Genomic DNA, 26610 nt, shown 5'->3' on the forward strand with positions numbered 1-26610 from the left:
TTTCTGTCGCCATGCAGACGAACCCCACCTACAGCAGCCTGGTCGCGGTCGGCGACTCCTTCACCGAGGGCATGTCGGACCTCCTCCCGGACGGGTCCTACCGGGGCTGGGCCGACCTCCTCGCCGGCCGGATGGCCGCCCGTACGCCCGGCTTCCGGTACGCCAACCTCGCGGTGCGCGGGAAGCTGATCCGCCAGATAGTCGACGAGCAGGTCGAGGTTGCGGCGGCCATGCAGGCCGACGTGATCACGCTGGTCGGCGGGCTCAACGACACCCTGCGTCCCAAGTGCGACATGGTGCGTGTGCGCGCTCTGCTCACCGAGGCCGTGGAGCGGCTGGCCCCGTCCTGCAAACAGCTGGTTCTGATGCGCAGCCCCGGCCGCCAGGGCCCGGTGCTGGAGCGGTTCCGGCCGCGCATGGAGGAGCTGTTCGACCACGTGGACGAGCTGGCGGCGCGGCACGGCGCGGTCGTCGTCGACCTGTACGGCGCCCCGTCCCTCAGGGACCCACGCCTGTGGGACGTGGACCGGCTGCACCTCTCGGCCGAGGGGCACCGCAGGGTCGCGGAGGCCGTGTGGCAGACGCTGGGGTACGACCCCGAGGACACCGAGTGGCGCACCCCGATGCCCGCCACGCTGCCGCCGGGGTGGACCTCGCGACGGGTCGCCGACGCACGGTTCGCCCGGCAGCACCTGCTGCCCTGGATCGGACGCCGCCTGACCGGCCGCTCGTCCGGCGACGGCCGCCCGGCCAAGCGGCCGGATCTGCTGCCGTACGAGGACACGGTGGAGTAGCGCCGGAGCCGGCGGCGCGGCGTGACGCACGTCTCGTACGTTCCGCCCAACCAGGCCGCGGCGCTGGCCTGCACAAACCGCCAGTAGAATCTGGACACGTGACTTCTGCGCCCGCCAAGCCCCGCATCCCGAACGTCCTCGCCGGACGCTACGCCTCCACCGAGCTCGCCACGCTCTGGTCCCCCGAGCAGAAGGTGAAGCTGGAGCGCCAGCTCTGGCTCGCCGTGCTGCGGGCCCAGAAGGACCTCGGCATCGAGGTGCCCGACGAGGCGCTCGCCGACTACGAGCGTGTCCTCGACACCGTCGACCTGGCCTCCATCGCCGAGCGCGAGAAGGTCACGCGGCACGACGTGAAGGCGCGTATCGAGGAGTTCAACGACCTCGCCGGACACGAGCACGTCCACAAGGGCATGACCTCGCGCGACCTCACCGAGAACGTGGAACAGCTGCAGATCCGGCTCTCGCTGGAGCTGATGCGCGACCGCACGGTGGCCGTGCTGGCGCGCCTGGCCAAGCTGGCCGGCGAATACGGCGAGCTGGTCATGGCCGGCCGCTCCCACAACGTCGCCGCCCAGGCCACGACGCTCGGCAAGCGCTTCGCGACGGCCGCCGACGAGCTGCTCGTCGCGTACGGCCGGGTCGAGGAGCTCCTCGGCCGCTACCCGCTGCGCGGCATCAAGGGGCCGGTCGGCACGGCGCAGGACATGCTGGACCTGCTCGGCGGGGACGCGGCGAAGCTGGCGGAGCTGGAGAACCGGATCGCCGGGCACCTGGGCTTCGGACAGGCGTTCACCTCGGTGGGCCAGGTCTACCCGCGCTCGCTGGACTACGAGGTCGTGACCGCGCTGGTGCAGCTGGCGGCGGCGCCGTCGTCGCTGGCGAAGACGATCCGGCTGATGGCCGGGCACGAGCTGGTGACCGAGGGCTTCAAGCCGGGCCAGGTCGGCTCCTCCGCGATGCCGCACAAGATGAACACCCGCTCCTGCGAGCGCGTCAACGGCCTCATGGTCATCCTGCGCGGCTACGCCTCGATGACCGGCGAGCTGGCGGGCGACCAGTGGAACGAGGGTGACGTGTCCTGCTCGGTGGTGCGCCGGGTCGCGCTGCCGGACGCGTTCTTCGCGCTGGACGGCCTGCTGGAGACGTTCCTGACGGTGCTCGACGAGTTCGGCGCCTTCCCGGCTGTCGTCGCCCGCGAGCTGGACCGCTACCTGCCGTTCCTCGCCACCACCAAGGTCCTGATGGGCGCGGTGCGCGCCGGCGTCGGCCGTGAGGTCGCGCACGAGGCGATCAAGGAGAACGCCGTCGCCTCCGCGCTGGCGATGCGCGAGCAGGGCGCCGAGCGCAACGAGCTGCTCGACAAGCTGGCCGCGGACGAGCGCATCCCGCTCGACCGCGCCGGGCTGGACGCCCTGATGGCCGACAAGCTGTCCTTCACGGGCGCCGCGGCCGACCAGGTCGGGGTCGTGGTGAGCCGGATCGAGGAGATCGTGAAGCAGCGCCCGGAGGCCGCCGGTTACACGCCCGGGGCGATCCTCTGACGTCGGCCGCGGCATGACGCGCTTCACCGCCGAGCAGTTGGAGGCCGCCCGCGACCGTCTGGTGCCGGACGTCGTCGCGGACGGTCTCCATGTGCTGTTCTGCGGCATCAATCCCGGTCTGATGACAGCAGCGACCGGCCATCACTTCGCCCGCCCGGGCAACCGTTTCTGGCCGGTCCTGCACCTGTCCGGCTTCACGCCGAGGCTCTTGAAGCCGTCGGAGCAGGAGGAGTTGCTGTCGTACGGGCTCGGCATCACGAACGTCGTGGCGCGGGCGAGCGCGCGAGCCGACGAGCTGAGCGCACAGGAGTACCGCGACGGCGGACGGCTGCTGGCGACGAAGGTGGTTCGGCTGCGGCCGCGTTGGCTGGCCGTCGTCGGGGTGACCGCCTACCGGGCGGCGTTCGACGACCGTAAGGCGCAGGTGGGGCCGCAGGAGCGGGTGATCGGGGGCACGCGCGTGTGGGTGCTGCCGAACCCGAGCGGGCTGAACGCGCATTGGACGACGCAGACGATGGCGGAGGAGTTCGCCAGGTTGCGGGTGGCTGCGGAGCAGGCCTGACCAAGTGTCATGGTGGGTCGGACGTCACCTGACGCGTCACGGTGGGTCGACGTCCGTGACCACGGCCAGGAGTTGGATGTCGTCCGCCGGGTCCCGGTCGGCCACGGCCACCGCGATCCAGCGGCCCGTCCCCTCCGCCTCCCAGAGGTGGGCGAGGTCGGCGCCGGCACTGAGAGACCGCCAGGGCTCGGGTATCTCCTCCCGCTCGGTGCGCAGCAGTATGGTCTGCAGGTTCAGCGGATGCGTGTGCCGCCATTGCGGCGCGTACACCTCGTACAGGGCGTCCCGGTACTTCTCGAACTGCTCCACCGCCGCCGCGCGCGTCCCGCAGTCGCCCTCGCTTCTCTCTAACACCGCGACGTGATACCCGGGCCCCCCGTCGCCGACGTCCGACGGGCCGTGCTCCGCCGGAAAGGGGCGGAAGCACAGCTCGTCGATGAGGGCGATGTGCCGTGCGATGTTCATGGGTCCAGTAAACCCGGCCGCACTGACAATTGGTGTGCCGTCAGGCGTCCCGGCGCCGCACACTCCACGCGCCCGCCAGCAGCGCCGCGGCCGTCCACAGGGCGGTCACCGCGAGTCCCGTCCAGGGCCCTAGTGTGCCGTCGTAGGTCTGGTGAAGGGCGATCTGGCCCGCCTTGTCGGGCAGGAAGTCCGCGACGGTGCCGGCGGCATCGCCGATCACGAACGACACGACGAGGATGAACGGGATCAGGACGGAGAGCGTGGCGACACCGCTGCGCAGCACCGCGGTGAGGCCGGCCGCGAACAATGCCATCAGCATGAGGTAGATCCCGCAGCCCACGACTCCGCGCACCTGCTCGGCCGTGGCGAGCCCGCTCGCCGCGGAGCCGAGTCCCGCGCGCGCCACCACCAGCGCGGTGAAGGCGGTGACGAGTCCCACGAGAAGTGCCGGCACCGCGATGGCCGTCAGCTTCGCCGCGAACCAGCGTCCGCGCTGCGGGACCGCCGCGAAAGTCAGCCGGAGCGCACCCCCGTGGTACTCCGACGACACGGCCAGCGCCCCGAACGCGATGGCGGCGATCTGGCCCGGCAGCACGCCGAACATGGCCGTGAACAAGGGGTCGAACTCCGGGTCGGTGCTCCCGTCGGTGCCCGCCAGAGCGGAGAACGCCGTGGTCACGGCGAACAGCGCCAGCAGCGCTCCCGGCAGTGAGCGCAGCGTACGGATCTTGAGCCACTCCGAGTGGAGTACGGGCGCGAATGCCATGGTTCAGGCCTCCTGGTGCTGTGCGGTGAATTCGGCCTCGGACGCGGTCAGATCGAGGTAGGCCTGCTCCAAGGTGCCCTCTTCGGTGGCGAGTTCGAGGATGGGGACGCCGGCCTCGGACATGAGGCTGCCGATGTCGTCCACGCGCGCGTGGTGCACGCTCCAGTGCCCGTCCTCGTGCTGGACGGCGTCGTGACCGTGCCGGGCGAGAGCGGTCCTGAGTGCGGTGGCGTCCGGGGTACGAATACGGACGCGGGGTTCCACGCGTGCGTGGATGAACTCCCGCATGGGGGTGTCGGCCAGCAGGCGCCCCCGGCCGAGGACCACGAGGTGGTCCGCGAAGGACGCGGTCTCGTTCATGAGATGGCTGGAGACCAGGACCGTGCGCCCCTCCCCCGCGAGCCGGCGCAGCAACTCACGGATCCAGATGATGCCTTCGGGGTCGAGACCGTTGGACGGCTCGTCCAGCAGGACGACCTCGGGGTCACCGAGGAGGGCCGCGGCGATGCCCAGCCGCTGGCGCATGCCCAGGGAGTACGACTTCACCCTGCGGCCCGCCACGGACGCCAGCCCCGTCTCCTCCAGGACCGCGTCGGCACGGCGGTTCGGGATGCGGTTGGTCGCGGCGAGAACGCGCAGATGGTCTCGGCCGGTTCGGGAGCCGTGCGCTGCCTGGGCGTCGAGCAACGCGCCCACCCGGCGCAGGGGTTCGCTGAAGGTGGCGTAGGCGCGACCGCCGATCGTCGCGGCTCCGGAAGTCGGCCTGTCGAGGCCGAGGACGAGCCGCATGGTGGTGGACTTTCCGGCGCCGTTGGGGCCGAGGAAGCCGGTGACGCGGCCGGGGAGGACGGTGAAGGTGAGGTCGTCCACGGCTCGCCGGTTGCCGTACTCCTTGGTCAGGGCTTGGACTTCGATGCTGGTCATGGCGGTAAGCCTGGCCGCCGGAGGTGGTGCGGCTCCTCCCCCGCGGGTGGAGATCGTCTCCCCCGTGCGGGGGAGGTCCGTTGTCAGTGGCGGCTGGCACGATGACGAAATGGTCCGCTTGCTGCGCCCGTTCGGTCGGGCGGTGACGTACACACGATTGCTGCATCTGTTCATCGCCATCGTGTGGCCCAGCATGTGGCTGTTCATCGAGGAAGCCTGGTGGACCTGGGTGGTGGCGGCCGCGCTGCTCGCCCCCGTCGGGCTGGTGCCCGCCATGCGCACCGTGGAGGGCCTTCAGGCCAGACTGCTGCTGACCGGTCACGGGCACGACGGTGAGAGCGGGGGCGTCGTCGTCGCGCCGTCCGCCGCCTGGGGCGACCGTTGGCGGCTCGTCGTCTGGCTGGAGGCACGGCTGCTGCTCGGCTGCGCCACCGCGATGCTCACCGCCCAACTACTTCTGGGCTCAGTGGACTTGGTCTCGGCGGCGTTCGGCCGTGACATCGACGAAGGCGAGCCGTTGCTCCTCGAGGGCCACGCCTGGTGGCACGTGCTGTTGGTGCCCGTGGCGCTGGTCGCGCTGGCGGGGCTTGTGGTCGGCTCGGGCCATCTCATCGCCGCGCTCGCCCGCCACCTCCTGGGCCCGACGCCGGCCGAGCGCCTCGCGGCCATGGAGGAGCGCACCGAACAGCTCCTGGAACGCACGCGCATCGCCCGTGAACTCCACGACTCCATCGGCCATGCCCTGACCGTGGCAGTGGTGCAGGCGGGTGCCGCGCGCGCGGCCCGCGACCCCGACTTCACCGACCGGGCCCTGGACGCCATCGAGGAGACCGGCCGGGCCGCCCTGGAAGACCTGGAGCGGGTCCTCGGCATCCTGCGCGAGTCGGAGCGGCCGGTCAGCAGCCGGCCGACACTGACGGACGCGGACCGTCTGCTGGAGTCGGCGCGAGCGTCGGGTGCGAAGGTCGACATCGAGCTGACGGGACCTTTGGACACCGTGCCCAAACCGGTGTCCCGGGAGGGCTATCGCATCCTCCAGGAGTCGCTGACCAATGTGCTGAGGCACGCGGGCGCGGTCCCGGTCAGGACACGTATCGCCGTCGCGGACGGCACACTCACCCTCGAGGTCCGCAATCCGCTCACCGCGGACATACCCGGGCCCGGCCGGGGCAGCGGTCTGCGCGGCATACGCGAGCGCGCTGCCCTGCTGGGCGGCCATGCGCGAACCGGGCCCGACGAAGGCGACTGGCAGGTACATGTTGAGCTGCCCCTGAGTTGATCTAGGCTGACCGGATGCCGGTCACCGTTCTCCTCGTCGACGACGAACCCCTCGTACGCGCGGGTCTGCGGGCCGTGTTGGAGGCGCAGCCCGACATCGAGGTCGTCGGGGAGGCCGCCGACGGGGCGGCGGTGATCCCGCTGGTGCGTCAGCTGCGGCCGGACGTGATCGCCATGGACGTACGGATGCCGCTGCTGGACGGGATCGAGGCCACGCGCGCGGTGCTGCGCACGGTCGACGAACCGCCGAAGATCCTTGTCGTCACGACCTTCGAGAACGACGAGTACGTGTACGAGGCGCTGCGGGCCGGTGCCGACGGGTTCCTGTTGAAGCGGGCCCGGCCTGCCGAGATCGTGCACGCGGTGCGGTTGGTCGCCGAGGGCGAGTCGCTGCTGTTCCCGGCGTCCGTGCGGCAGCTGGCCGCGCAGTACGGGGACGACGGCGGCAACCGGGCGGCGCGCGCGGTGCTGGAGCGGGCCCGGCTGACCGAGCGGGAGGCCGAGGTGCTGCGGCTGATGGCACGCGGACTGTCGAACGCGGAGATCGCGGCCCGGCTGGTGGTCGGGACGGAGACGGTGAAGTCCCATGTGAGCGCCGTCCTGTCGAAACTGGGGGCGCGGGATCGCACGCAGGCCGTGATCACGGCGTACGAGTCGGGATTCGTGGCGCCGGGGTGACCCCTCCCCCGGACCGCCGCGAGGACAGCCGGACGGACCGACCAGTAGGTCCGGGGGTGCCCGACACTCGCCCGGGTTCGCCACTGCGAGTACCATCCGCCCAACATGCGCACGAGCTGGGAGGACGGACGTTGGGGCCACTGACCGGCGGGGATCCCTCGCTGCTGCGAAGGATCAACTCCGCAGTGGTGCTGCACGCGCTGCGTGCCACGGACGCCGCCACGCTGACGGAGATCACCCGGGTGACCGGACTGTCCCGGCCGACCGTCGAGGGTGTCGTCGAGGGGCTCATCGAGGCGGGGTACGTCGTCGAGAAGGCGGCCGACGAGAGTGTCGTGCGGCGCCAGGGCCGGCCGGCGCGCCGGTTCCGGTTCCGGGCCGAGGCCGGTCATCTGCTCGGCGTGGAGATCGGGTCGCATCGGGTCGCCGCGCTCCTCGCCGACCTGGACGGCCGGATTCTCGGCGCCATCGCCAAGGACGTCGACGAGACGGCTCCGGCCGACGAGCGCCTCGAGCGGGTGCGTACGGGCGTGGCCGAGCTGCTGCGCCGGGCCGGCGTGGCACGCGGCTCGCTGCGGGCTGTGGGGGTCGCGACGCCGGGCATCGTCGAGGCGGACGGGACCGTGCGGCTGGGCGCAGCGCTGCCCGAGTGGACGGGGCTGAGGCTGGGCGAGCGGCTGAGCCGTTCCTTCAAGTGCCCGGTCCTGGTGGAGAACGACGCCAACGCGGCGGCCGTTGCCGAGCATTGGAAGGGCTCCGCCACCGAGTCCGACGACGTGGTGTTCGTACTGGCCGGGCTGAGCCCGGGCGCGGGTTCGCTGATCGGCGGTCAGCTTCACCGGGGCTTCGGCGGCGCGGCCGGTGAGATCGGCGCACTGCATCTGCTGGGCCGGGAGGCGACACCGGAGACGCTGCTGTCCACCACGGACGAGCCGCTGCGCCCCCTCGACGAGCACGCCGTGGCCAAGGTCTTCGCGCAGGCCCGCGACGGCGACCAGCAGGCCCTCGCAGCCGTCGAGCGCTTCATCCAGCGCCTGGTCCACGACGTGGCTGCGCTCGTCCTCGCCCTCGACCCCGAGCTGGTCGTCGTCGGTGGCTGGGCGGCCGGCCTGGACGGCGTACTGGAGCCGCTGCGCCGCGAACTGGCCCGCTACTGCCTGCGCCCGCCGAAGGTCGCCCTGTCCCTCCTCGGCGAGGCCGCCGTGGCGACCGGCGCGCTGCGGCTGGCACTCGACCATGTCGAGGAGCAGCTGTTCGCGGTCGAGGGGACTGTGACGGGGCGACGCTGACGGTCACCCGGTCAGGCATCGGTCCGGCGTGCCTCCGGCAGGCAGCGGCGCGACCTGTGCGCTACTCGACGCGACCTGTGCGCTACTCGACGCGACCTGTGCGCTTCTCGACGCGACGCGCCCCGGAGTCGATCCGGGGCGCGAGGCATGTGCCGGTACGACGGTCAGGACGCCTTGCGCTCCGGACCCTGGTGGATCTCCACACCGCCGGAGTCACCGAAGGTCAGCCGGCAGGTGTCCGCGCGGTACGTGGCGACGGAGAGCGCGGCGGTGCGGCCGTCAGCGAGGTAGCGGGTGGTCACTACGAGGACGGGCGCCCCGGGGAGGCGGTCCAGCTCCTTGGCGTCGTCCGCGCGGGCCGACCCCAGCTCGACAGCGCTGTCCTGGCCCTCCAGCTCCAGGCGCTGCAGCTCGCGCAGCACGGCACGCGCGCGTGCCGCTCCGGACGGGGCGTCGATGGCGGAGAGGTCGGGCACCGACGACTGCGGGATGTAGAGCAGTTCGGCGGCGACGGGCTGGCCGTGCGTCACGCGGGAGCGGCGCACGGTGTGCACGGCCTCGTCCCGGCCGCTCTCCAGGGCGTCCGCGACGGACGCGGGCGGAGCGGCCAGTGTGCAGTCCGCGGGCTGCCACACGTCGTCGGTCGCCCCTGGCCAGGCGTGCTGCTCGCCTCCGACGGACACGCCCACGCGCGGCGGCGCGACAGTCGTGCCCACACCGCGGCGGCGCTGCAGCCTTCCTTCCAGTTCGAGCTGTTCCAGGGCCTGCCGGAGCGTGGCCCTGGCGACGCCGAAGCGGGCTGCCAGGTCGCGTTCGTTGGGCAGAATCTCGCCCACGGTGAACTCGGAGTCCAGTGCCTCGCTGAGCACGGTTTTCAGATGCCAGTACTTTGGTTCCGGCACCGTTTCCAGCTGCGTGGTCCCCACCCTGTCCTCCGCAATCGCCGTGGCCCGTCGGCGTTTTAGCGCCCTTGTTTATTAAAGGTTGTTGCACTTATCTGCGACCATAGGGCGGCCCTCACCCTTGGTCAATACCAATCGCCGGGAACGTTCACGGGGCCGGCTCGCGCCGCCACCGCCGGGAGGGGGCGGTGAGAGCTACGCCGTCGCCAGGGAGGTCAGCTTGTCGGGGTTGCGGATGATGTAGACGGACTGGATCTGCCCGTCCAGGACGTCCAGTTGGAAGACACTGTCGGGCTTGTCGCCGGACCGCACCAGCACCGCGGGGCCGCCGTTGATCTCCAGGAACCGGAAGGTGACATCGGGGACGGCGTTGCGGGTGGCGCCCACGAGGAAACGCCCGACCTTGTCGGCCGTCTCCAGGACCCGCACCGGCGCCTTGGCCTTGCCACCGCTGTCGCCGATGAGACGGACGTCCGGGGCCAGCAGCGACATGAGCCCCTCCAGGTCGCCCCCCGCTGCCGCGGCCAGGAACCGTTCGGTCAGATCGCGTCGCTGGGCGGGGTCCACCTCGTACCGCGGCCGCCGTTCGTCGACATGCTTGCGGGCCCGCCCGGCCAGCTGACGCACCGCGGCCTCGCCCCGGTCGAGCATGGCGGCGATCTCGGCGTACGGGTATCCGAAGGCCTCCCGGAGGACGAACACCGCCCGTTCCAGCGGCGACAGCGACTCCAGGACGACGAGGACTGCGAGGGAGACGGAGTCGGCGAGGACGGCCCGCTCGGCGGTGTCCGGGACGGCGTCCCCGAAGTCGGTGACGTACGGCTCCGGCAGCCAGGGGCCCACGTAGGTCTCGCCGCGCGCCTTGACCTGGCGCAGTCGGTCGATGGCAAGGCGGGTCGTGATGCGGACCAGGTAGGCGCGCGGTTCGCGCACCTCGGACCGCCCGGCGCACGACCAGCGCAGCCAGGTCTCCTGCACCACGTCCTCCGCGTCGGCCACGCGGCCGAGCATGCGGTAGGCGACCCCCAGGAGGACGGGGCGGTGCTCTTCGAAGACGTCGGTCTCGGTGTCGGTCGTCACCGCTCCATCCCAGCCGACACGTCCGGCCGTGTCCAGGCGAAATCGGCGCCCTCGACTCGGTGTCCTTCAACTTCGGGGAGTGCGGGGCGGGTTGAGGGACACACGTTCCCGATGTCCGCGACCATCAGGGACTACCCGCCGGTAGCAATTGCTGACAAGCTGTCTACGGCCGTCCGTCAGCGTGTCCCAGACGAGGAGCATCCCATGTCCGCCACCGTCTCCTTCCAGGTCGCCTCTCCCCACGGTCCGCAGAGCGTGAGCGTCGACTACACGCGCGTGGGCAGCGGCGAACCGCTGCTCCTGCTGCACGGGATCGGGCACCACCGGCAGGTCTGGGACCCGGTGGTGGACATCCTCGCGACCGAGCGCGATGTGATCTCCGTGGACCTGCCCGGCTTCGGAACGTCCCCGGGCCTGCCGGACACCCTGTCGTACGACCTGGCGACGACGACGGCCGTGTTCGGCGCCTTCTGCGAGGCGATGGAGCTCGACCGGCCGCATGTGGTGGGCAACTCGCTGGGCGGCCTGATCGCGCTGGAACTCGGCCGCGAAAAGCTCGCGCGGTCCGTCACCGCCCTCTCCCCGGCCGGGTTCTGGTCGCAGGCCGAGCGGCGTTACGCCTTCGGCGTGCTCCTCGCGATGCGGCACCTCTCTCGCCGGCTGCCGCTGCCGCTGGTGGAACAGCTGTCCCGGTCGGCGGCCGGCCGTACGGTCCTGACCAGCACGATCTACGCCCGCCCCGGCCGCCGGTCACCCGACGCCGTGGTCGCCGAGACCCTGGCGCTGGCGAGGGCCACGGGCTTCGAGCAGACTCTCGACGCCGGCCGGGCCGTCCGGTTCACCGACGACATCCCCGGGGTCCCGGTGACCGTGGCCTGGGGCACCAAGGACCGGTTGCTCGTGCGCCGTCAGGGAGTGCGCGCCAAGCAGATCATCCCCCGGGCACGCCTCGTCAGGCTGCCCGGCTGCGGCCACTGCCCCATGAACGACGACCCGGCCCTGGTCGCGCGCGTCATCCTCGACGGCAGCCGCTGACCCGCGCGGGGCGCGTGCCAACGCGCCCGAGCCCAGGGCGACTCCGACGCCGACCAGGGCGCTCCCGAGCCCCTGGACGGCGCCGTAGGAGCCGGTTCCGACGAGTGGGGCGGTGCAGGCGGCGGCCACCGGGATGAGACCGGAGAACAGCGTGGCGCGCTCGGCGCCGATCCGCTGCATGCCCATGTACCAGCACACGAAGCCGACCACGGTCACGACCACCGCCTGCCACAGCAGAGCGGCCACTTCCGTGGTGTCGGGCCGTCGCAGCCACGCGGTGCCGTCCAGGAGCACTCCGGCCGCCGCGGACTCGACCGCCGCGACAGCGCACACCGTGGCGGAGAGCAGACGCGGGCCCAGCGGGCGCAGCACGGGCACGGCCAGGACGGCGAAACCGACCTCGCCGACGAGCGCGCACGCGGAGAAGGCGATGCCGGCGCCGTCCGTGCGCCCCCAGCCCTGGACCGTGACCGCGCCGGCTGCGACGAGCAACGCCCCGTACAGGACCGTCCGCTGGGGGCGGCGCTTGTCCAGCAGGGGGACGACGACGGCCACGACCACCGGCGCGCAGCCGACGAAGACCCCGGGAACCGCCGGTTCGGCCGTCCGCTCGGCGGCGATCACCGCCAGGTTGAAGCCGACCATGCCGACGGCGGCGAGCACCACGAGTCGGGCCCACTGACGGGCCGCGAGCGCGCGCAGCCGGGCCGCGGCGCCCCGCCCGGCCAACGGGACGAGCAGGAGGCAGGCGAGGGCGTACCGCAGGAACTGACCGCCGGCGTACGGGTAGGCCCCGAGAAGGCTGTTGGCGGTGAAGGATCCCCCGACGAGGATGCAGGCGAGCGCGGCAAGGAGGGCTCCGCGCGTGGTGGTGGCGTTCATGGCAGCGACGCTAGGAAGCGCAGCGGTCCGGATTAAGGTCCACTTTCATGACGCCATCGCAGACCAATCCGGCCGGGGGGACGGCACGGCCCGCCTCGGAGGCCTCGGCGGCCTCGGAGGCCTCGCCGGGCGAGCCCGGGGGGCGGGAGGAGCACACGGCGAGGTCGTCCGCAGGCGATGCGGGGGAATCGGCCGGATCGGCCGGATCTACTACGGCAGGCCGGTCGAGCGGCCCCGGCGGGCGGTCGCAGCCGTCTGTGAAGCCTTCCGCGGAACGTCCGGCGCCGCAGACACCCGTCGCGGACGGACGGGCGACATCGACTCCGTCCGCCGCGACACGACCGCTCGGCCGTCCCAGCGATGACAGCGGCCGAACTGAGGGCCCTGCGACGCCTGCGGCGGGTGGCCCGCAGCCTCATGTGGACTCGGCCGCCTGGGAGTTGCTGCTGCCCGCGGCTTCGGCGCCGGCACGCGCGCGTGGGCGTTCGCTGCAGGCGGCGCTGCGTGAGGCGGTGCGGTCGGGGCGGCTGGCGCCGGACACACGGCTGCCGTCGAGCCGGGATCTCGCGGCCGACCTCGGCGTGTCGCGCGGGCTGATCACCGAGGTGTACGAGCAGTTGACGGCGGAGGGCTATCTGCGCAGCGGCCGGGGTGCCGGGACCTGGGTGGGCAGTGCCGTGCGGGCCGCACGGCCACGCGCGCGCGATCTCGCTCCCCGCGCCATCGGCACCCACGCCGACTTCGTACCCGGGACACCGGACATGTCGCTGTTCCCGCGCGCCGCGTGGGCCGCCGCACAGCGCGGGGTGCTGGCCGAGCTGCCGCACCACGAGCTCGGCTATCCCGACCCGCGCGGGCTGCCCCGGCTGCGTACGGCGCTGGCCGAACTGCTGGCACGACGCCGGGGTGTGGTCGCGGACCCTGAGCGCATCGTGGTCGTCTCCGGGGTGGCGCAGGCGACGACGTTGCTCGGGTTCGTGCTGCACGCGCGCGGGATGCGCGAAGTGGGCGTGGAGGACCCCGGGAGCCCGCAGCACGACGCCCTCTACGCGGCAGCGGGTGTGACGACCGTGCCGCTGCCGCTCGACGACGCGGGGCTGGCCGTCGGCCCGTTGCGGGAGTCGGGCGTACGGTCCGTCGTCACGACCCCGGCCCACCAGTTCCCCACTGGCATTGCCTATGCCGCGCGTCGCCGTGCCGAGCTGCTCGACTGGGCGCGGTCCGTCGACGGGTTCGTCCTGGAGGACGACTACGACGGCGACTTCCGGTACGACCGTGCGCCCGTCGGCGCCCTCCAAGGGCTCGACCCCGAGCGCGTCGCGTACGCGGGGTCGGTCAGCAAGTCCCTCGCACCGGGGCTCCGGCTCGGCTGGCTGCTCGTACCGGAGGCGCTGGCCGACGACGTCGTGGAGCGCAAGCGGACCATGGATCTCGGTCATCCCACCCTCGATCAGGCGCTGTTCGCCCGGTTCGTCGAGCGCGGCGACTACGACCGCCAGCTGCGCCGGTGCCAGCGCGCGTACCGGGAGCGCCGGGACACCCTGGTCTGCGCCCTGGAGGAGCACTTCCCGGGCGCGGAGGTGTCCGGGATCGCCGCGGGCCTGCACGTCATCGCCGCGCTGCCGGACCGGTACGGGTCCCAGAAGCGGTTCCTCGCGCGCGTGGCCGCGGCCGGGGTCGCGGTGCGCCCTCTGACGCACTACACGCACGCGCGTGCCGATGAGGGCGGGCGTACGGGTGTACGGCTGGTCCTGGGATACGCGCACCTGGCGCCGGCGCGGATCCGGGCGGGTATTCGGCTCATGGCCGAGGCGGTCGTCGCGGGTCCGCGCTGATCGGGATTGCTTCAGCGAGCCGGTTCCCCTGCCCATGCGGTCAGTTGTTCACTTGTGGTTTCCGTGTGCGCTGCGGCGCACCAGTAGTTGTGGCACTGCACACTGGCCGGATCCCGCCTCTGGAGGCCTCCATGTCACACCGTCCGTCCCCGGGCCGCCGCAGCGTTCTGCGCGGCTCGCTCGCCGCTTCGGCGGCGCTCACCCTGCCCACAGCTCTCGGCTCGGCACCGGCGTTCGCCCTGTCGGGACGTCCCAAGGCGGGCTGGGGCGTACAGACGGGCGACGTGACCTGCGACTCGGGGCTGGTGTGGGTGCGATCCGACCGTCCGGCCCGCATGATCGTCGAGACGTCCGCGACCGAGTCGTTCCGCAAACCCCACAGATGGCACGGCCCGCTGCTCGGCGCGGACACGGACTTCACCGGCACGACCCGGCTGCGTGGCCTGCCGTCCGGCGAGCAGATCCACTACCGCGTACTGCTCGCCGACCCCGACGACCCGCGCCGCACCGGCGAGCCGGTCACCGGCACGTTCCGTACGGCCTCCGCGCGGCGCCGCGACGGGGTGCGCTTCGTGTGGTCGGGCGACCTCGCCGGGCAGGGCTGGGGCATCAACCCGGACTTCGGCGGCTACCGGATCTACAACGCGATGGCCGCGCTGGACCCGGACTTCTTCCTCTGCAGCGGCGACAACGTCTACGCCGACGGTCCGATCACGGCGTCGGTCACCCTGCCCGACGGCAGCACCTGGCGGAACATCACCACCGAGGAGAAGTCCAAGGTCGCCGAGACCCTGGCCGAGTTCCGCGGCAACTTCCGCTACAACCTGCTCGACGACAACCTCAAGCGGTTCAACGCCCAGGTGCCGTCCATCATCCAGTGGGACGACCACGAGGTCACCAACAACTGGTACCCCGGCGAGATCCTCGCCGACTCCCGCTACACCGAGAAGAACGTCGACGTCCTGGCCACCCGCGCCCGGCAGGCGTTCTCGGAGTACTTCCCCATCTCCACCCTGCGCCGCCCCGACGGCCGCGTGTACCGGGTGGTAAACCACGGTCCGCTGCTGGACGTGTTCGTGCTGGACATGCGCACCTACCGCAACGCCAACTCGACCGACGACCAGGCCACCGACGCGCAGGGCATCCTCGGCGCCGAGCAGCTGCAGTGGCTCAAGCGCGAGCTGTCCCGCTCCCGGGCGGTGTGGAAGGTGATCGCCTCCGACATGCCGCTGGGCCTGGTGGTGCCGGACACCGGTGACGGCAAGCCGAACATCGAGGCCGTCGCACAGGGCGACCCCGCCGCTCCGCTCGGGCGGGAGCTGCAGATCGCCGAGCTGCTGCGGTTCATCAAGCACCGCAGGATCACCGGCACCGTGTGGCTGACCGCTGACGTGCACTACACCTCGGCCCAGCACTACCAGCCGTCGCGGGCCGCGTTCACCGACTTCGAGCCGTTCTGGGAGTTCGTCTCCGGCCCGCTCAACGCGGGCGCGTTCCCGGCGAACACCCTGGACAACACCTTCGGTCCGGACCGGGTGTTCATCAAGGCGCCGACGACCGCGAACGTCTCGCCCGCCGGTGGCTACCAGTTCTTCGGCGAGGTCGACATCGACGGCGGCAGCGGCGAGCTGACGGTGCGGCTGCGCGAGTCCGACGGCACCGTGCTGTTCACACAGGTCCTGCAGCCGGGCCGGGTCGGTCAGTAACTCCCGTGACCGGGCGGCCTTAGCCTGGAATCCGTGCCGCGCACCGGCGTCATCCCCCGGGGCGCGGCACGGTCGTACTCCCTGACCCAGACAGCGTTTTCGCAGGTCAGGGTTGATTGTCAGTGGTCGCCTCTACGGTTTTTCCATGACGCGATCTTTGCAGGCCGTGGCCTATTGCCGCCCCTCCGTGCTGGAGTCCGCTGCGGACGGACGGCACCTGGGGCTCGAGACCTCACGAGGTGCGACGCCCTCGGGCGTCGAGGACCATCCGCGGTTCTTCGCGGGCTTTGTGACGTCTCCTCAGGTGGCCTCCGCCGGACTGCTCGCGGTGGCCGACGTGGCGGCAGCGCGCTACTACCAGCGGCAGCTGCGCGCCTCCCTCGACCCGGTGGTGACGGGGAACGGCGACCGGCTGCGCTTCGAGTCCTTCTCCGGCTGCTGCGGGGTGTACGCCCGCCTGGACGTGCTGGAGTCCGGCCTGGACGGCGGCGAGGTGGGGCACGGCACGACCAACGTGGACGTCAACAACCCCCTGCGCGAGGCCTTGTCGAGGATCGGCGCGGACGATCCGCTCCATCTGCGGGTGGGCCCGGAGGAGTTGGCGGTGACCACGCTGGACGGGCCGGTCGTGGAGAAGAAGGTGCCGCTCCCCGACCGCTGGCTGCGGGGCTTCGCGGAGGCCCAGGTGGTAGCGGCCGGCTTCGACCTGCGGGCCGAGCTGCCGACCGTGGATGCGGTGCGGTTCCTGCGGGCGCTGCCGCGCGGTGGGGCGCGGGGCGCCTCGACCGGCGCGCGGTGGGTGGTGCCTTCGGGGAGCGGGTTGCGGCCGACCACGCGCGCGGTGCCCGGCGCGGTGTCCCTGCCCGGCCCCGAGAGGCTGGTCGCGCTCCAGCGGGTCCTGAGGCATGCCACGGCCCTGCGGGTGTACGGCCCCCCGGTCACGGGCGGCGCCGCCGCGACGGCCAGTGCCTGGGAGGTGGTCCTGCCGGGCATGCGGCTGACGCTGACGCTGTCACCAGACGCCTCGCGCGGCTTCTCCGGCGAGGGCGGTGTCCTGGACTCCCTCGCGGAGGGCGAGGCCGCCGAGGACGCGGAGCTGATCGCGGTGCTCCTCGCGTGGGAGCCCCGCGTCGACGTGTCCGACCTGGCCGCCGCTTCAGGACTCACGCCCGAGCGCGTCCGGGCGGCGCTGGTCCGCCTGGGCACGTCGGGGCGGGTCGGATACGACACGGCTGAGGCTGCCTACTTCCACCGGGAACTGCCTTACGACGCCGACCGCGTGGAGCGCCACAACCCGCGGTTGCGTTCGGCCCGGGCACTGGTGGCGGCGGGCGCGGTCGCGCTGGACGGCGCCGTCGGGACGGTGACGGCCGAGGACGGGCATGTGCACCGGGTGCGCGACGAGGCGGGCGTGCTCAGCTGCAGCTGCCTGTGGTGGGCGAAGTACCGGGGCGGGCGCGGGCCGTGCAAGCACGCGCTGGCGGTGCGGATGGTGCGGCGAGGCATCGCCGCTGCGGAGCGGGACATGGCTCGAGTCGACGGGGGTGCGCGATGAGTTCGCTGATGGAAGCGGTACGGGCCGGGCGGACGGCCGAGGTGGTGAGCCTGCTGGATGGGATGACGGACTCCGAACGGCGGGCGTTCTTCCCGGAGTTGAAGGCGCTGCGCAAGGAGCTGAGGGCGGATCAGTGGACGGCGCAGGCCCGCAGCGCCTATCCCACCCTGCATGCGGCGGGGACCGCCTGCCAGACCGGTGCGGCCGGCGTGGCGAGCTGGCTCGCAGCCTCCGACATGCGCTGGTGGCCCGCTCCACCAGCGGTGCTGATCGACCTCCTGGGCGACCGGTCCCCCGGCTGGCTCGGCGACGTGGCCCACCGGCTGGCCGAGCGGCCGATCAACTCGCGCGTGCCGTACGAGCTGATGGCGGGCCTGGTACGGCTCTCCGGCTGCCCGGTGCCGACCACGGAGGCGTATGTCCACGGGTGGGTGGAGCACATCGGCCATGTCTGGCAGCGCGGTGACACTGTCCTGGACCGGCTGCGCAAGGACCCGCACCTCGCTCGGCTCACGGCCGCGCTCTTCGAGACGAACGACATCGGCAGCCGTCTGGCATGGACCGCGGACGAGGGTCCGAACAGCTGGACCGAGGCCCTGGCGACGCTCACCACCGAAGGCGTTCTGGACCGGAAGGCCACCGTCCATGCATGCCTGGCCCGGCTGCTGCGAGGCGGTCCGGCCGCCGACCACCGGGTCTTCCTGCGCATGCTGCGCGCACTCGCACTCACCCGGGACGAGGAGCGCGAGCACACGGCCGAGTGGCTGGCGCTGTCTTCCGACGCCGCGTCCGTCGTGGCCGCGCACGCCCAGTCGGTGCTGGCGTCGCTGGCACTGGACGGTGAACTGACCACACGGCAACTGGCCGAGATGTCGAGCGCGGTCCTCTTCCGCGCCGAGAAGAAGCTCGTGCGCGCCCAGTTGGTCCTGCTCGGCAAGGTCCTCGCCCGCGACGCGTCCGCCGTCGACGAGCTGTTGCCGGCCGCCGCCCAGGCCTTCGGGCACGAGGACTCGGACGTACAGCAGCGGGCGCTGAAGCTGGTGGAACGGCACGCGGGCAGAGCCGGTACGCCCGGGACACGTGAGGAACTCGCCTCGGCCGCCGCACAGTTGATTCCCACGCTCCGGATGCGTGCCGCCCGGAGCCTGGGGAGTTGCTCCGTGACTTCGGAGCCGATGCCCTACGAGGAGGTGCTGCCGCCCGCACCGGAGCCCGAGCGGCTCGCGCCGGCGCCACAGTCCGCGGAGGAACTGGCCGAGGAAGTGGGAGCGTTGCTCGCGTCCGACGGCGACGTGGCGGCGTTCGAGCGGGCCCTCGACGGAATCGTGCGTCACGCGTACGGCGATCGGGACGGGCTGCTGGAGGCGCTGGACCCCGTCGTCGCGCGCCGCTGGTGGGACGGCCGTGAGCAGGCGTACGCCTACAGCGCGGACGACTACTTCACCAGGCACCACGGCCTGATCAACGCGGCGCACGGTCTCGAACTCCTGCTGGCGACGCTCCGTGGGAAGGTGCTCACGGCCACGCTCAACAAGGCCGTGCAGCGCGGGACCGGGACCAGCGACTGCGGCCACAGCCCGCTCACCCGGGCCTTCGAGGCCCGCATCTGGGAGGTGGCGTACCGGATCCGCACCGAGCCCCTGCCGTTCCTGCTGTCCACGCCCACCTGGGGCACGGGCCTGCTGGAGCCGGACGAGCTGGTGACGCGTCTTGAAGAGTACCGGCGACTCGGCGCACGGGTGTCGGAGGCCGACTTCGCGCAGGCCCTGCTGCGGGTCCGGCGCGGCGACCGTGCAGTGGCCGAGAGGGTCGCGGAGCGGGCGGCGGCGCTGGGCACGGCGGAAGGGACGCATCTCGCCGACTGGCTGCTGGCCGGGGCTCCGGCCGTGCCGACGTTCCAGCGGCACACGTCAGGGGACCGCATACTCGTCGAATCCGGGGAGCTCGCGGAGTTGCAAGGTGACTTTCCGGCCGAATTCCGTCCGTTGGGACGGCCGGTGAGCTTCGGCCGCGACGGCCGGCACTGCTGGCACTGGGGCGACGGCATGCACCAGCACTGGCTGGCCCTGCTGCCCGAGCAGCGCGAACTGGTGACGGTCCGAATGCTGCGCGAGCTGTCGGCGGTCGCCGTCGACGACACCCGGGGCGACGCGGCGGTTCTGCCGCGGCTGGCCGAATCGGGCGGCGAGGCCGGTGCGGCGGTGCACTTGGCCGTGGCGTACGGGCTCGGTGCGCGGCACCCGGAGGACCGGCTTGCAGCCGTGGACGCCCTGTTGGTGCTGGCGGCGCGCGGGCAGCTCGACGCGGACCGGATGGGCGCGGATCTGGGGCAGTTGGTGCGGCGCGGGGCCGTGAAGCCGTCGCGGCTCGTGGAGTCGGCGCGCACAGCGGCGGCCACGGGGGCGAACGCCACCATCTGGGGGATGCTCCGGCACACCCTGCCGGTCCTGCTCGCGGACCTCGCGGGCGATGGGGCTACCGGTGCGGCGACCGGTGGCGCTACCGGAAGGGCGGCCGTGCCCCCACGGGGACTCGCGGATCTCCTTGCCGTCGGCGCGGAGTGCGTTGAGCGAACGGGGGCACACGAGGAGCTGCCGCACCTGGCGCGGACGGCGGACCGCCGTGGCTCGTCCCGGCTCGTGACCCAAGCCCGGCGCCTGCGCAGTGCGTTGGCGGCCGCGTGACCGACCGAAAAGGTATAAAACAATACAAAAGGGTTCTTTACCGCCCGGTCACAAAGCGTTCGTGATCACGCAACACCGTTCCTTCACAGTGGGTGCATGAGTCGAGACATATCTGATGTGACGCGTGCGAAGTCCGGACGTCCTGTCCACCCCTGGCGGAGGAACGTGGTCCAACTCACCGAACTGTTCACGGCGGGGTTCCACTCATGGTGGTCACGCCGCCACGGTCACGCGCCTCCGACGGGCGATACCGGTGCCCGGCCGCGCTCCGACGCGCAGGCCGGGCCGTCGGACCGGTCCCCGGAGACGTCCGCGACGGTGTCCGATGAAGGCGCCCTCTGGCGGATGCGGACGACGGTGCAGGACGAACCGGGATCGCTGGCCACTCTGTGCACGGCCCTCGCCGGCCGGCGGGTGGACATCCTGAGCCTGCAGACGCACCCGCTGGCCGAGGGCACGGTGGACGAGTTCCTGCTGCGTGCGCCCGGCGGGCTCACGGCGGCCGACATCGCCCGTGCGGTCTCGGAGGCCGGTGGTGCCGGGACCTGGATCGAGCGGGCCGACGCCCACGACCTGGTGGACGCGCCGACGCGCGTACTCGGCCTCGCCACCCGTACCGCACTGGACGCCGCCGAACTTCCTTTGGCGCTGCGGCAGTTGCTCGGCCGGTGCACCATCCGCTCGCTGCCCGCAGTACCTGCCGTCGGCGGAAGGGGACCCGAACCGGTCCCGGTGGAGGGCGCGCTCGAGGACACCGTGATGCGGCTGCGGGCGCCGGAAGGCGGAGTGATCACCGTGGAGCGGCCGTATCTGCCGTTCACGCCGACCGAGTTCGCGCGAGCGCGGGCCCTCGTCGAACTGGACGCCCGGCTGGGCCCGCGCGTGCCGCGCAGCCAGGACGTGCTGACGCTGCCCGAGGGCAACGACATCACCGTGCGCCGGGCGGACACCGGTGATCTCCGCGCCGCGAAGGAGATGCACGAGCGGTGCTCGACGCGGACGCTCGGGATGCGCTACCACGGGCCTGTCGGTGACGCGCACCGCTACCTGAGCCACCTGCTCAGCCCCCGCTTCGGCCGCACACTCGCCGTGCAGACCGCGTCGGGCCGCATCGTCGGGCTCGGTCACCTGTTGTGGGACGGTGACGAGACGGAGGTAGCGCTGCTCGTCGAGGACGCCTGGCAGCGACGCGGCATCGGCAGCGAGTTGCTGCGCAGGCTGGTGGCCATGGCGCTCGAGGCGCGCTGCGAGAGCGTGTACGCCGTGACGCAGTCGTCCAACACCGGCATGGTCGCCGCGATGCGTGCCCTGGGTCTCCCCCTCGACTATCAGATCGAGGAGGGGACCCTGGTGATCACGGCCCGCCTGGGTACGTCGCGGGCTGAGCCGGAGGGCGCCGCCGGGGTTACGGAGCGGCTGTCGGGTGCGGGCGGGACGGGGAGGGTCGAAGCGACGTAGCGGCCAGGGGCCGCTTGACGGCTGCGGGTGCGCTGTTGCCGGTCGCGCCCCGCGGCCGCGCCGCGTGTCGTTGCAGCCCCGCCCCCCTTTCGGGGCGCGCAGACGTGCCCAGCGCTGCGTCCAGATCCGCCCACAGGTCCTCTACGTCCTCCAGCCCCACCGACATCCGCAGCAGCCGGTCGCTCACCCCGGCGTCCCGTCGGTCGTCCGCGTCGACGATGCGGTGGCTGATGGACGCCGGGTGCTGGATGAGAGTGTCGACGCTGCCGAGGCTCACGGCGGGAGTGATCAGCCGGACGTCGGCGATCACCTCGTGCGGGTCGCCGTGGACCTCGAAGGCGACCATGGCGCCGCCGATGCGCGGATAGTGGACGCGGGCGACGCGCGGGTCGTCGGCGAGGCGTCGGGCGAGTTCGGCGGCGCTCTCCGAGGCGGCTCGCACCCGCACCGGGAGGGTCGACAGGCCACGCAGCAGGAGGTAGCCGGCCAGGGGATGCAGGACGCCGCCCGTGGCGAAACGTATCTGCCGCAGCCGCCCGGCGAACTCCTCGTCGCAGGCCACCACGCCCGCCATCACGTCTCCGTGCCCGCCGAGGTACTTGGTGGCGCTGTGCAGCACGAGCCGCGCTCCCTGTTCGGCGGGGCGCTGGAGCACCGGCGTGGCGAAGGTGTTGTCCGCGAGCAGCGGCACGGAGCCGCAGGCGTGGGCCACCGCTCGCAGGTCCACCTCGGCGAGGGTGGGGTTGGCCGGGGACTCGACCATCACCAGGCCGGTGTCCGGACGCAGCGCCTCCGTGATTCCGGCCGGGTCGGTCCAGGTCACCTCCGAGCCCAGCACTCCGGCGGTGAGCAGATGGTCGCTGCAGCCGTACAGGGGGCGCACGGCGACGACGTGGCGCAGGCCCATCGAGGCGCGCACGAGAAGAACGGCGCTCAGTGCCGCCATCCCGCTGGCGAAGGCGACCGACGCCTCGGTGCCCTCCAGCCGGGCGAGGGCGGTTTCGAAGCGGGCGACGGTCGGGTTGCCCAGGCGGCCGTAGACGGGCGGGCCGTCCGGCTCGGCGCCGGTGGCGGCGAACGCGTCGATGCGGTCGGCCTCGCCGCGGCTGTCATAGGAGGGGTAGGTGGTGGACAGGTCGATCGGCGGAGCGTGCAGGCCCTGCCGGGCGAGGTCGTCGCGGCCTGCGTGCACGGCCTCGGTGGCGAGTGCTCTCGGTGCGGTGCGTACGTCGTCGTACCCGTGCATAAGGTCGTATGCCTCCCTGCTCGCGGGGTCCATGGGCAGCCATGGGCTGAAGGCGGAACAGCGGAAGACTGAACAGCGGGCGGGGTTGAGTGGTGAAGGACCGTGTTAGGTTCGGCCAATGGCCGAATCTGTCGTACTGGATCCGGTCGATCTGCATCTGCTGCGGCTCCTGCAGAACGACGCCCGGACCACCTACCGCGACCTCGCCACGCAGGTCGGGGTCGCCCCGTCGACGTGTCTGGACCGGGTGACACGGCTGCGCCGCTCTGGCGTGATCCTCGGCCATCAGCTCAGGCTGGACCCGGCCAAGCTGGGCCGGGGGCTTCAGGCGCTGCTGTCCGTGCAGGTCAGGCCGCATCGGCGGGAGTTGGTGGGGCCGTTCGTGGAGCGGATCCGGGCGATGCCGGAGTCGCTGACCGTCTTCCATCTGACCGGGCCGGACGACTATCTGGTCCATGTCGCGGTCGCGGACATGGCGGATCTGCAGCGGCTGGTGCTGGACGAGTTCACATCCCGGCGCGAAGTTGCGCGGGTGGAGACGCGGTTGATCTTCCAGCAGTGGGACTGCGGCCCGCTTCTGCCATACGAGACGCCGGAGAACACGCCCTCAGCGAAATCGGGCTGATGTGGGACAAGCGCCGGTGAAACCGGGCTGACGCGGCGCCGGTCGCCGTATGAGGATGGACCGCATGTCTGAGACCAACAGCCCGCTGCCCCGTGAGGTCGCCGACGCGTATGTCGACGAGCTCATCGCCCTCGACCCGGTGACCGGTACGTACCTCGGCGTGAAGGAGAGTTCGAGCAAGCTTCCCGACCTCTCGCCCGCCGGCCAGGAGGCCCTCGCGGACCTCGCGCGGGCCACGCTCGCCCGGCTCGACGAGGCCGAGCAGCTGCCCGGCGCGGACAGTGACATCGAGCGCCGGTGCGCGCGCCTGCTGCGCGAGCGCCTCACCGCGGAGCTCGCCGTGCACGAGGCCGAGGAGGGCCTGCGCGCGGTCGGCAACATGGCCACACCCGCACACTCGGTGCGCGAGATCTTCACCGTCACCCCGAACCAGACCGACGAGGACTGGGCGGCGATCGCCGAGCGGCTGCGGGCGGTGCCGACGGCGTACGCGGGCTACCGCGAGTCCCTCGCGCTGGGCCTGGAGCGCAAGCTGTACGCGGCCCCGCGTCCGACCGCCACGTTCGTAGAGCAGCTCACCGAGTGGTCCGACACGGGCGAAGGGCGTGGCTGGTTCGAGGACTTCGTGTCGGCCGGGCCCGATGCGCTGCGCGCGGAGCTGGACGAGGCCGCCCGCGGCGCGACGGCCGCCGTGGTGGAGCTGCGGGACTGGATGCGTGAGGTGTACGCGCCGGCGATCGAGGGCGGCCCGAACACGGTCGGCCGCGAGCGGTACGCCCGCTGGGCGCGCTACTTCAACGGCACGGACCTCGACCTGGACGAGGCGTACGCGTACGGCTGGTCCGAGTACCACCGGCTGCTCGGCGAGATGAAGAAGGAGGCGGAGAAGATCCTTCCCGGCGCCGCGACCCCATGGGTGGCGCTGGCGCACCTCGACGAGCACGGTCACCACATCGAGGGCGTCGACGAGGTCCGCGACTGGCTCCAGGGCCTGATGGACGAGGCGATCGAGAAGCTCGACGGCACGCACTTCGAACTCGCCGAGCCGGTACGCAAGGTGGAGTCCTGCATCGCCCCGCCCGGCGGCGCGGCGGCGCCCTACTACACGGCCCCCTCCGAGGACTTCTCACGGCCGGGCCGCACTTGGCTGCCGACGATGGGGCAGACCCGCTTCCCGGTCTACGACCTGGTCTCGACCTGGTACCACGAGGGCGTACCGGGCCATCACCTCCAGCTCGCGCAGTGGACGTACGTCGCCGGGAACCTCTCCCGCTACCAGGCCACCATCGGCGGGGTCAGCGCCAACGCCGAGGGCTGGGCGCTGTACGCGGAGCGGCTGATGGACGAGCTCGGCTTCCTCACGGACCCGGAGCACCGGCTGGGCTACCTCGACGCCCAGATGATGCGTGCCGCGCGGGTCATCGTCGACATCGGCATGCACCTGGAGCTGGAGATCCCGGCCGACTCCCCGTTCCACCCGGGCGAGCGCTGGACTCCGGAGCTCGCCCAGGAGTTCTTCGGCGCGCACAGCAGCCGTCCGGCGGACTTCGTGGAGAGCGAGCTGACCCGTTATCTGACGATTCCGGGCCAGGCCATCGGCTACAAGCTCGGTGAGCGGGCGTGGCTGCTGGGCCGCGAGAAGGCACGCGAGCGGCATGGCGACGCCTTCGACCTCAAGGCATGGCACATGGCGGCCCTGTCCCAGGGGTCCCTGGGCCTGGACGACCTGGTGGACGAGCTGGCCCGGCTCTGAGGCGGACGCCGGCGCCCGCTGCGAAGGTCAAGACGTCCACTGCGGAGACCGACGCAGGCTGCGGGCGCCGGCATCGTCACCCTCAACCCGGCATCGTCGCTTCAACGCCCGAATCCTCCTTCGGAGTTGATGACCTCACCGGTGATCCAGCCCGCCTCGTCCGTCGCCAGCCAGGCGATGAGGCGGGCGGGGTCGTCGGGCATGCCCCACCGGCCCGCGGGGAAGCGGGCGGCCACGGCCTCGTACGCGTCGCCGGACAGGTAGTCCGTGTCGACTGGTCCGGGATTGACGGTGTTCACCGTGATGCCCTGCGCGGCGAGTGTGCTCGACAGCGAGCGCGTGATCGAGGCCAGGGCGCCCTTCTGAAGGGCGTAGGCGATCTCCCCGGGCATGCCGCCCGCGATGTCCTGCCCGGAGGTCATCATCACGACGCGGCCGCCGGGACCGGGCGGCCTCAGGCGGGCATGGGCCTGGACCAGGAGCAGGACCGCACGGGTGTCGACCGCCCAGTGCGTGTCGAGCATCGCGGCATCGATCTCGTCGAGGGTGCCGTCGGAGCCGCTGACGGCGTGGTTCGCGATCAGGATGTCGAGCCGTCCGCCCAGTGCCGCGGCGGCCGTGGCGATCAGCTCGGCGGGCGCGGCCGGGTCGGACAGGTCGCCGGGTCCCGCGAGCACCTGGGCATCGGGGTCGCCGAGCGCCTCACGCACGGAGGCGACGACCTCGTGCGGGCTGTCGGCTCCCCAGGGCATGGCAGCGTCATGCGGCACGTGGTGGTGCAGATAGACACTCGCTCCGTACGCGGCGAGCCGCCGCGCCACCGCATGGCCGATGCCGGCGCGTCTGCTGGCCCCAGTGACCAGAGCGGTCCGGCCGTGCAGCGGCAGAGGGTCGCGGCGCAGGTCTTCAGGGGTGGGGTGGGGAAGTCGGGGCATGGCAGATCATGATGGTGATCGGCCGGGTGCCGCGCACCTGGTTATTCACGCACGTACGTGGCGTCAGTGCGGCAGCCGGCGCAGCTGGACGAGCCCCAGCCAGATCTCCGGGCCGGGCTGCACCTGCGCGGCGCGGACAGCGTAGGCCCCCGGTTCCAGGGCCACCCGCAGATGCTCGGTGCGTTCCGTCTCCCGTCCCGGCCAGGCGGAGTCGAACAGGACCACCGTTCCCGGCACGTTCCAGCGCACCTCGTGTCCCCAGACCGCTGTGGTGAGGGCCTCCGGAACCCGGGCCAGCAGTTCCGCTTCGGAGTCGGCCGCGCACCAGCGCACGAAGGTGCCCTGGTCGGGCAGGTAGGAGGTCGAGGCAGGCTCGTCGCCGAGCACCAGTGCCGCACTGTCTCCCACGGGCAGGAGTCCGACGAAGCCGTCGATCTCGCAGGCCCGGTCGTAGTCAGAGGCCGTCTCGTCACCGTCGGCGCCCGCCCAGAACGGCAGCACCGTCTCCGGCACCGCTATCAGCGGGCCGCCGCCCGACTCCACCCACTCCACCGCGCCCGGTTCCGCGTATCGCACCATGGCAGCAGAACCTACACGCAACGCGTTGCGCTCGGATC

22 protein-coding genes and 1 pseudogene are annotated in these 26610 nt (G+C 72.2%); 14 read left to right on the top strand and 9 right to left on the bottom strand.

The features are described from left to right. The first annotated feature begins 11 nt into the window (after positions 1-11). The 3 genes from ACFY5C_RS24330 (at position 12) to mug (ending at position 2897) form a co-directional block, all read left to right on the top strand. On the top strand, positions 12-794 hold the full coding sequence (locus tag ACFY5C_RS24330; RefSeq protein ID WP_389447448.1) for an SGNH/GDSL hydrolase family protein: 783 nt from the start codon (positions 12-14) through the stop codon (positions 792-794). 98 nt (positions 795-892) lie between these two features. Further along, positions 893-2335: an adenylosuccinate lyase gene (gene purB, locus ACFY5C_RS24335; protein WP_389447450.1), complete on the top strand. Its 1443-nt coding sequence runs from the start codon at positions 893-895 to the stop codon at positions 2333-2335. Positions 2336-2348: 13 nt separating this feature from the next. Continuing rightward, positions 2349-2897, top strand: coding sequence for a G/U mismatch-specific DNA glycosylase (mug, locus tag ACFY5C_RS24340; protein WP_389447452.1), 549 nt, complete (start codon positions 2349-2351; stop codon positions 2895-2897). 36 nt (positions 2898-2933) lie between these two features. Here mug and ACFY5C_RS24345 read toward each other — a convergent pair whose 3' ends face one another. From ACFY5C_RS24345 to ACFY5C_RS24355, 3 genes are read right to left on the bottom strand one after another with little or no spacing between them, the layout of a single operon-like run. After that, entirely contained in the window at positions 2934-3362 is a 429-nt protein-coding gene (locus ACFY5C_RS24345) for a hypothetical protein (protein WP_389447454.1), read from the bottom strand. A 40-nt stretch (positions 3363-3402) separates the two neighbouring features. Then, complete coding sequence (locus tag ACFY5C_RS24350; RefSeq protein WP_389447455.1) at positions 3403-4128, bottom strand: ABC transporter permease; 726 nt, start codon at positions 4126-4128, stop codon at positions 3403-3405. A 3-nt stretch (positions 4129-4131) separates the two neighbouring features. Further along, positions 4132-5052: an ABC transporter ATP-binding protein gene (locus ACFY5C_RS24355; RefSeq protein WP_389447457.1), complete on the bottom strand. Its 921-nt coding sequence runs from the start codon at positions 5050-5052 to the stop codon at positions 4132-4134. Positions 5053-5161: 109 nt separating this feature from the next. Here ACFY5C_RS24355 and ACFY5C_RS24360 point away from each other — a divergent pair, with 109 nt between their 5' ends. The 3 genes from ACFY5C_RS24360 to ACFY5C_RS24370 all read left to right on the top strand — a co-directional run bounded on the left by ACFY5C_RS24360 (position 5162) and on the right by ACFY5C_RS24370 (position 8297). Beyond that, complete coding sequence (locus ACFY5C_RS24360) at positions 5162-6331, top strand: histidine kinase (protein WP_389447459.1); 1170 nt, start codon at positions 5162-5164, stop codon at positions 6329-6331. Between the two features lie 14 nt (positions 6332-6345). Further along, the gene (locus tag ACFY5C_RS24365) at positions 6346-7008 is read left to right on the top strand and encodes a response regulator (RefSeq protein ID WP_389447460.1); all 663 of its coding nucleotides are present in this window, start codon (positions 6346-6348) and stop codon (positions 7006-7008) included. Between the two features lie 131 nt (positions 7009-7139). Continuing rightward, complete coding sequence (locus tag ACFY5C_RS24370) at positions 7140-8297, top strand: ROK family protein (RefSeq protein ID WP_389447462.1); 1158 nt, start codon at positions 7140-7142, stop codon at positions 8295-8297. A gap of 164 nt (positions 8298-8461) precedes the next feature. Here ACFY5C_RS24370 and ACFY5C_RS24375 read toward each other — a convergent pair whose 3' ends face one another. After that, a complete protein-coding gene (locus tag ACFY5C_RS24375; protein ID WP_389447464.1) occupies positions 8462-9223 on the bottom strand; it encodes a GntR family transcriptional regulator in 762 nt (253 codons plus the stop codon). Between the two features lie 171 nt (positions 9224-9394). Continuing rightward, entirely contained in the window at positions 9395-10279 is an 885-nt protein-coding gene (locus tag ACFY5C_RS24380) for an RNA polymerase sigma-70 factor (RefSeq protein ID WP_389447466.1), read from the bottom strand. Positions 10280-10483: 204 nt separating this feature from the next. On the opposite strand from ACFY5C_RS24380, the gene ACFY5C_RS24385 reads away from it, so the two are divergent. Beyond that, positions 10484-11314, top strand: a complete 831-nt coding sequence (locus ACFY5C_RS24385) for an alpha/beta fold hydrolase (RefSeq protein WP_389447467.1) — start codon at positions 10484-10486, stop codon at positions 11312-11314. Between the two features lie 93 nt (positions 11315-11407). Here ACFY5C_RS24385 and ACFY5C_RS24390 read toward each other — a convergent pair. Continuing rightward, a pseudogene (locus ACFY5C_RS24390) lies at positions 11408-12196 on the bottom strand (EamA family transporter); the annotation flags it as partial. Between the two features lie 419 nt (positions 12197-12615). Here ACFY5C_RS24390 and ACFY5C_RS24395 point away from each other — a divergent pair. The 5 genes from ACFY5C_RS24395 to ACFY5C_RS24415 all read left to right on the top strand — a co-directional run bounded on the left by ACFY5C_RS24395 (position 12616) and on the right by ACFY5C_RS24415 (position 21434). After that, the gene (locus ACFY5C_RS24395; protein WP_389447469.1) at positions 12616-14031 is read left to right on the top strand and encodes a PLP-dependent aminotransferase family protein; all 1416 of its coding nucleotides are present in this window, start codon (positions 12616-12618) and stop codon (positions 14029-14031) included. A gap of 131 nt (positions 14032-14162) precedes the next feature. After that, positions 14163-15737 (top strand): alkaline phosphatase D family protein, encoded by a 1575-nt coding sequence (locus tag ACFY5C_RS24400; RefSeq protein WP_389447471.1) that lies wholly within the window; start codon positions 14163-14165, stop codon positions 15735-15737. Positions 15738-15882: 145 nt separating this feature from the next. Continuing rightward, positions 15883-17292 carry an SWIM zinc finger family protein gene (locus ACFY5C_RS24405; RefSeq protein WP_389447473.1) on the top strand — a complete coding sequence of 470 codons (1410 nt, stop codon included), beginning with the start codon at positions 15883-15885 and terminating at the stop codon, positions 17290-17292. After that, on the top strand, positions 17289-19976 hold the full coding sequence (locus ACFY5C_RS24410) for a DUF6493 family protein (protein WP_389447475.1): 2688 nt from the start codon (positions 17289-17291) through the stop codon (positions 19974-19976). The genes ACFY5C_RS24405 and ACFY5C_RS24410 overlap by 4 nt, the downstream gene beginning before the upstream one ends. 96 nt (positions 19977-20072) lie before the next feature. After that, the gene (locus tag ACFY5C_RS24415) at positions 20073-21434 is read left to right on the top strand and encodes a GNAT family N-acetyltransferase (protein WP_389447476.1); all 1362 of its coding nucleotides are present in this window, start codon (positions 20073-20075) and stop codon (positions 21432-21434) included. On the opposite strand, the gene ACFY5C_RS24420 is transcribed toward ACFY5C_RS24415, so the two are convergent. Next, a complete protein-coding gene (locus ACFY5C_RS24420) occupies positions 21382-22680 on the bottom strand; it encodes a trans-sulfuration enzyme family protein (RefSeq protein WP_389447478.1) in 1299 nt (432 codons plus the stop codon). The genes ACFY5C_RS24415 and ACFY5C_RS24420 overlap by 53 nt on opposite strands. 118 nt (positions 22681-22798) lie before the next feature. Here ACFY5C_RS24420 and ACFY5C_RS24425 point away from each other — a divergent pair, with 118 nt between their 5' ends. Together ACFY5C_RS24425 and ACFY5C_RS24430 are read left to right on the top strand one after the other, a co-directional pair. Further along, a complete protein-coding gene (locus ACFY5C_RS24425) occupies positions 22799-23305 on the top strand; it encodes an Lrp/AsnC family transcriptional regulator (RefSeq protein WP_389447479.1) in 507 nt (168 codons plus the stop codon). 64 nt (positions 23306-23369) lie between these two features. Next, positions 23370-25058: a DUF885 domain-containing protein gene (locus ACFY5C_RS24430; RefSeq protein ID WP_389447481.1), complete on the top strand. Its 1689-nt coding sequence runs from the start codon at positions 23370-23372 to the stop codon at positions 25056-25058. A 101-nt stretch (positions 25059-25159) separates the two neighbouring features. Here ACFY5C_RS24430 and ACFY5C_RS24435 read toward each other — a convergent pair whose 3' ends face one another. Beyond that, a complete protein-coding gene (locus ACFY5C_RS24435) occupies positions 25160-25993 on the bottom strand; it encodes an SDR family oxidoreductase (RefSeq protein ID WP_389447482.1) in 834 nt (277 codons plus the stop codon). Positions 25994-26056: 63 nt separating this feature from the next. Then, entirely contained in the window at positions 26057-26572 is a 516-nt protein-coding gene (locus ACFY5C_RS24440; protein WP_389447484.1) for an immunity 21 family protein, read from the bottom strand. Positions 26573-26610: the final 38 nt, after the last annotated feature.

This window comes from Streptomyces sp. NPDC012935, from assembly GCF_042900345.1.
Taxonomy (GTDB): Bacteria; Actinomycetota; Actinomycetes; order Streptomycetales; family Streptomycetaceae; genus Streptomyces.

What these genes read in the sequence shown, in the direction of transcription:
- ACFY5C_RS24330 (WP_389447448.1), top strand. Translation starts at nt 12, where the DNA reads ATGCAGACGAACCCCACCTACAGCAGCCTGGTCGCGGTCGGCGACTCC.
- mug (WP_389447452.1), top strand. Translation starts at nt 2,349, where the DNA reads ATGACGCGCTTCACCGCCGAGCAGTTGGAGGCCGCCCGCGACCGTCTG.
- ACFY5C_RS24345 (WP_389447454.1), bottom strand. Translation starts at nt 3,362, where the DNA reads ATGAACATCGCACGGCACATCGCCCTCATCGACGAGCTGTGCTTCCGC.
- ACFY5C_RS24350 (WP_389447455.1), bottom strand. Translation starts at nt 4,128, where the DNA reads ATGGCATTCGCGCCCGTACTCCACTCGGAGTGGCTCAAGATCCGTACG.
- ACFY5C_RS24355 (WP_389447457.1), bottom strand. Translation starts at nt 5,052, where the DNA reads ATGACCAGCATCGAAGTCCAAGCCCTGACCAAGGAGTACGGCAACCGG.
- ACFY5C_RS24360 (WP_389447459.1), top strand. Translation starts at nt 5,162, where the DNA reads ATGGTCCGCTTGCTGCGCCCGTTCGGTCGGGCGGTGACGTACACACGA.
- ACFY5C_RS24365 (WP_389447460.1), top strand. Translation starts at nt 6,346, where the DNA reads ATGCCGGTCACCGTTCTCCTCGTCGACGACGAACCCCTCGTACGCGCG.
- ACFY5C_RS24385 (WP_389447467.1), top strand. Translation starts at nt 10,484, where the DNA reads ATGTCCGCCACCGTCTCCTTCCAGGTCGCCTCTCCCCACGGTCCGCAG.
- ACFY5C_RS24400 (WP_389447471.1), top strand. Translation starts at nt 14,163, where the DNA reads ATGTCACACCGTCCGTCCCCGGGCCGCCGCAGCGTTCTGCGCGGCTCG.
- ACFY5C_RS24405 (WP_389447473.1), top strand. Translation starts at nt 15,883, where the DNA reads ATGACGCGATCTTTGCAGGCCGTGGCCTATTGCCGCCCCTCCGTGCTG.
- ACFY5C_RS24410 (WP_389447475.1), top strand. Translation starts at nt 17,289, where the DNA reads ATGAGTTCGCTGATGGAAGCGGTACGGGCCGGGCGGACGGCCGAGGTG.
- ACFY5C_RS24415 (WP_389447476.1), top strand. Translation starts at nt 20,073, where the DNA reads ATGAGTCGAGACATATCTGATGTGACGCGTGCGAAGTCCGGACGTCCT.
- ACFY5C_RS24420 (WP_389447478.1), bottom strand. Translation starts at nt 22,680, where the DNA reads ATGCACGGGTACGACGACGTACGCACCGCACCGAGAGCACTCGCCACC.
- ACFY5C_RS24425 (WP_389447479.1), top strand. Translation starts at nt 22,799, where the DNA reads ATGGCCGAATCTGTCGTACTGGATCCGGTCGATCTGCATCTGCTGCGG.
- ACFY5C_RS24430 (WP_389447481.1), top strand. Translation starts at nt 23,370, where the DNA reads ATGTCTGAGACCAACAGCCCGCTGCCCCGTGAGGTCGCCGACGCGTAT.
- ACFY5C_RS24435 (WP_389447482.1), bottom strand. Translation starts at nt 25,993, where the DNA reads ATGCCCCGACTTCCCCACCCCACCCCTGAAGACCTGCGCCGCGACCCT.
- ACFY5C_RS24440 (WP_389447484.1), bottom strand. Translation starts at nt 26,572, where the DNA reads ATGGTGCGATACGCGGAACCGGGCGCGGTGGAGTGGGTGGAGTCGGGC.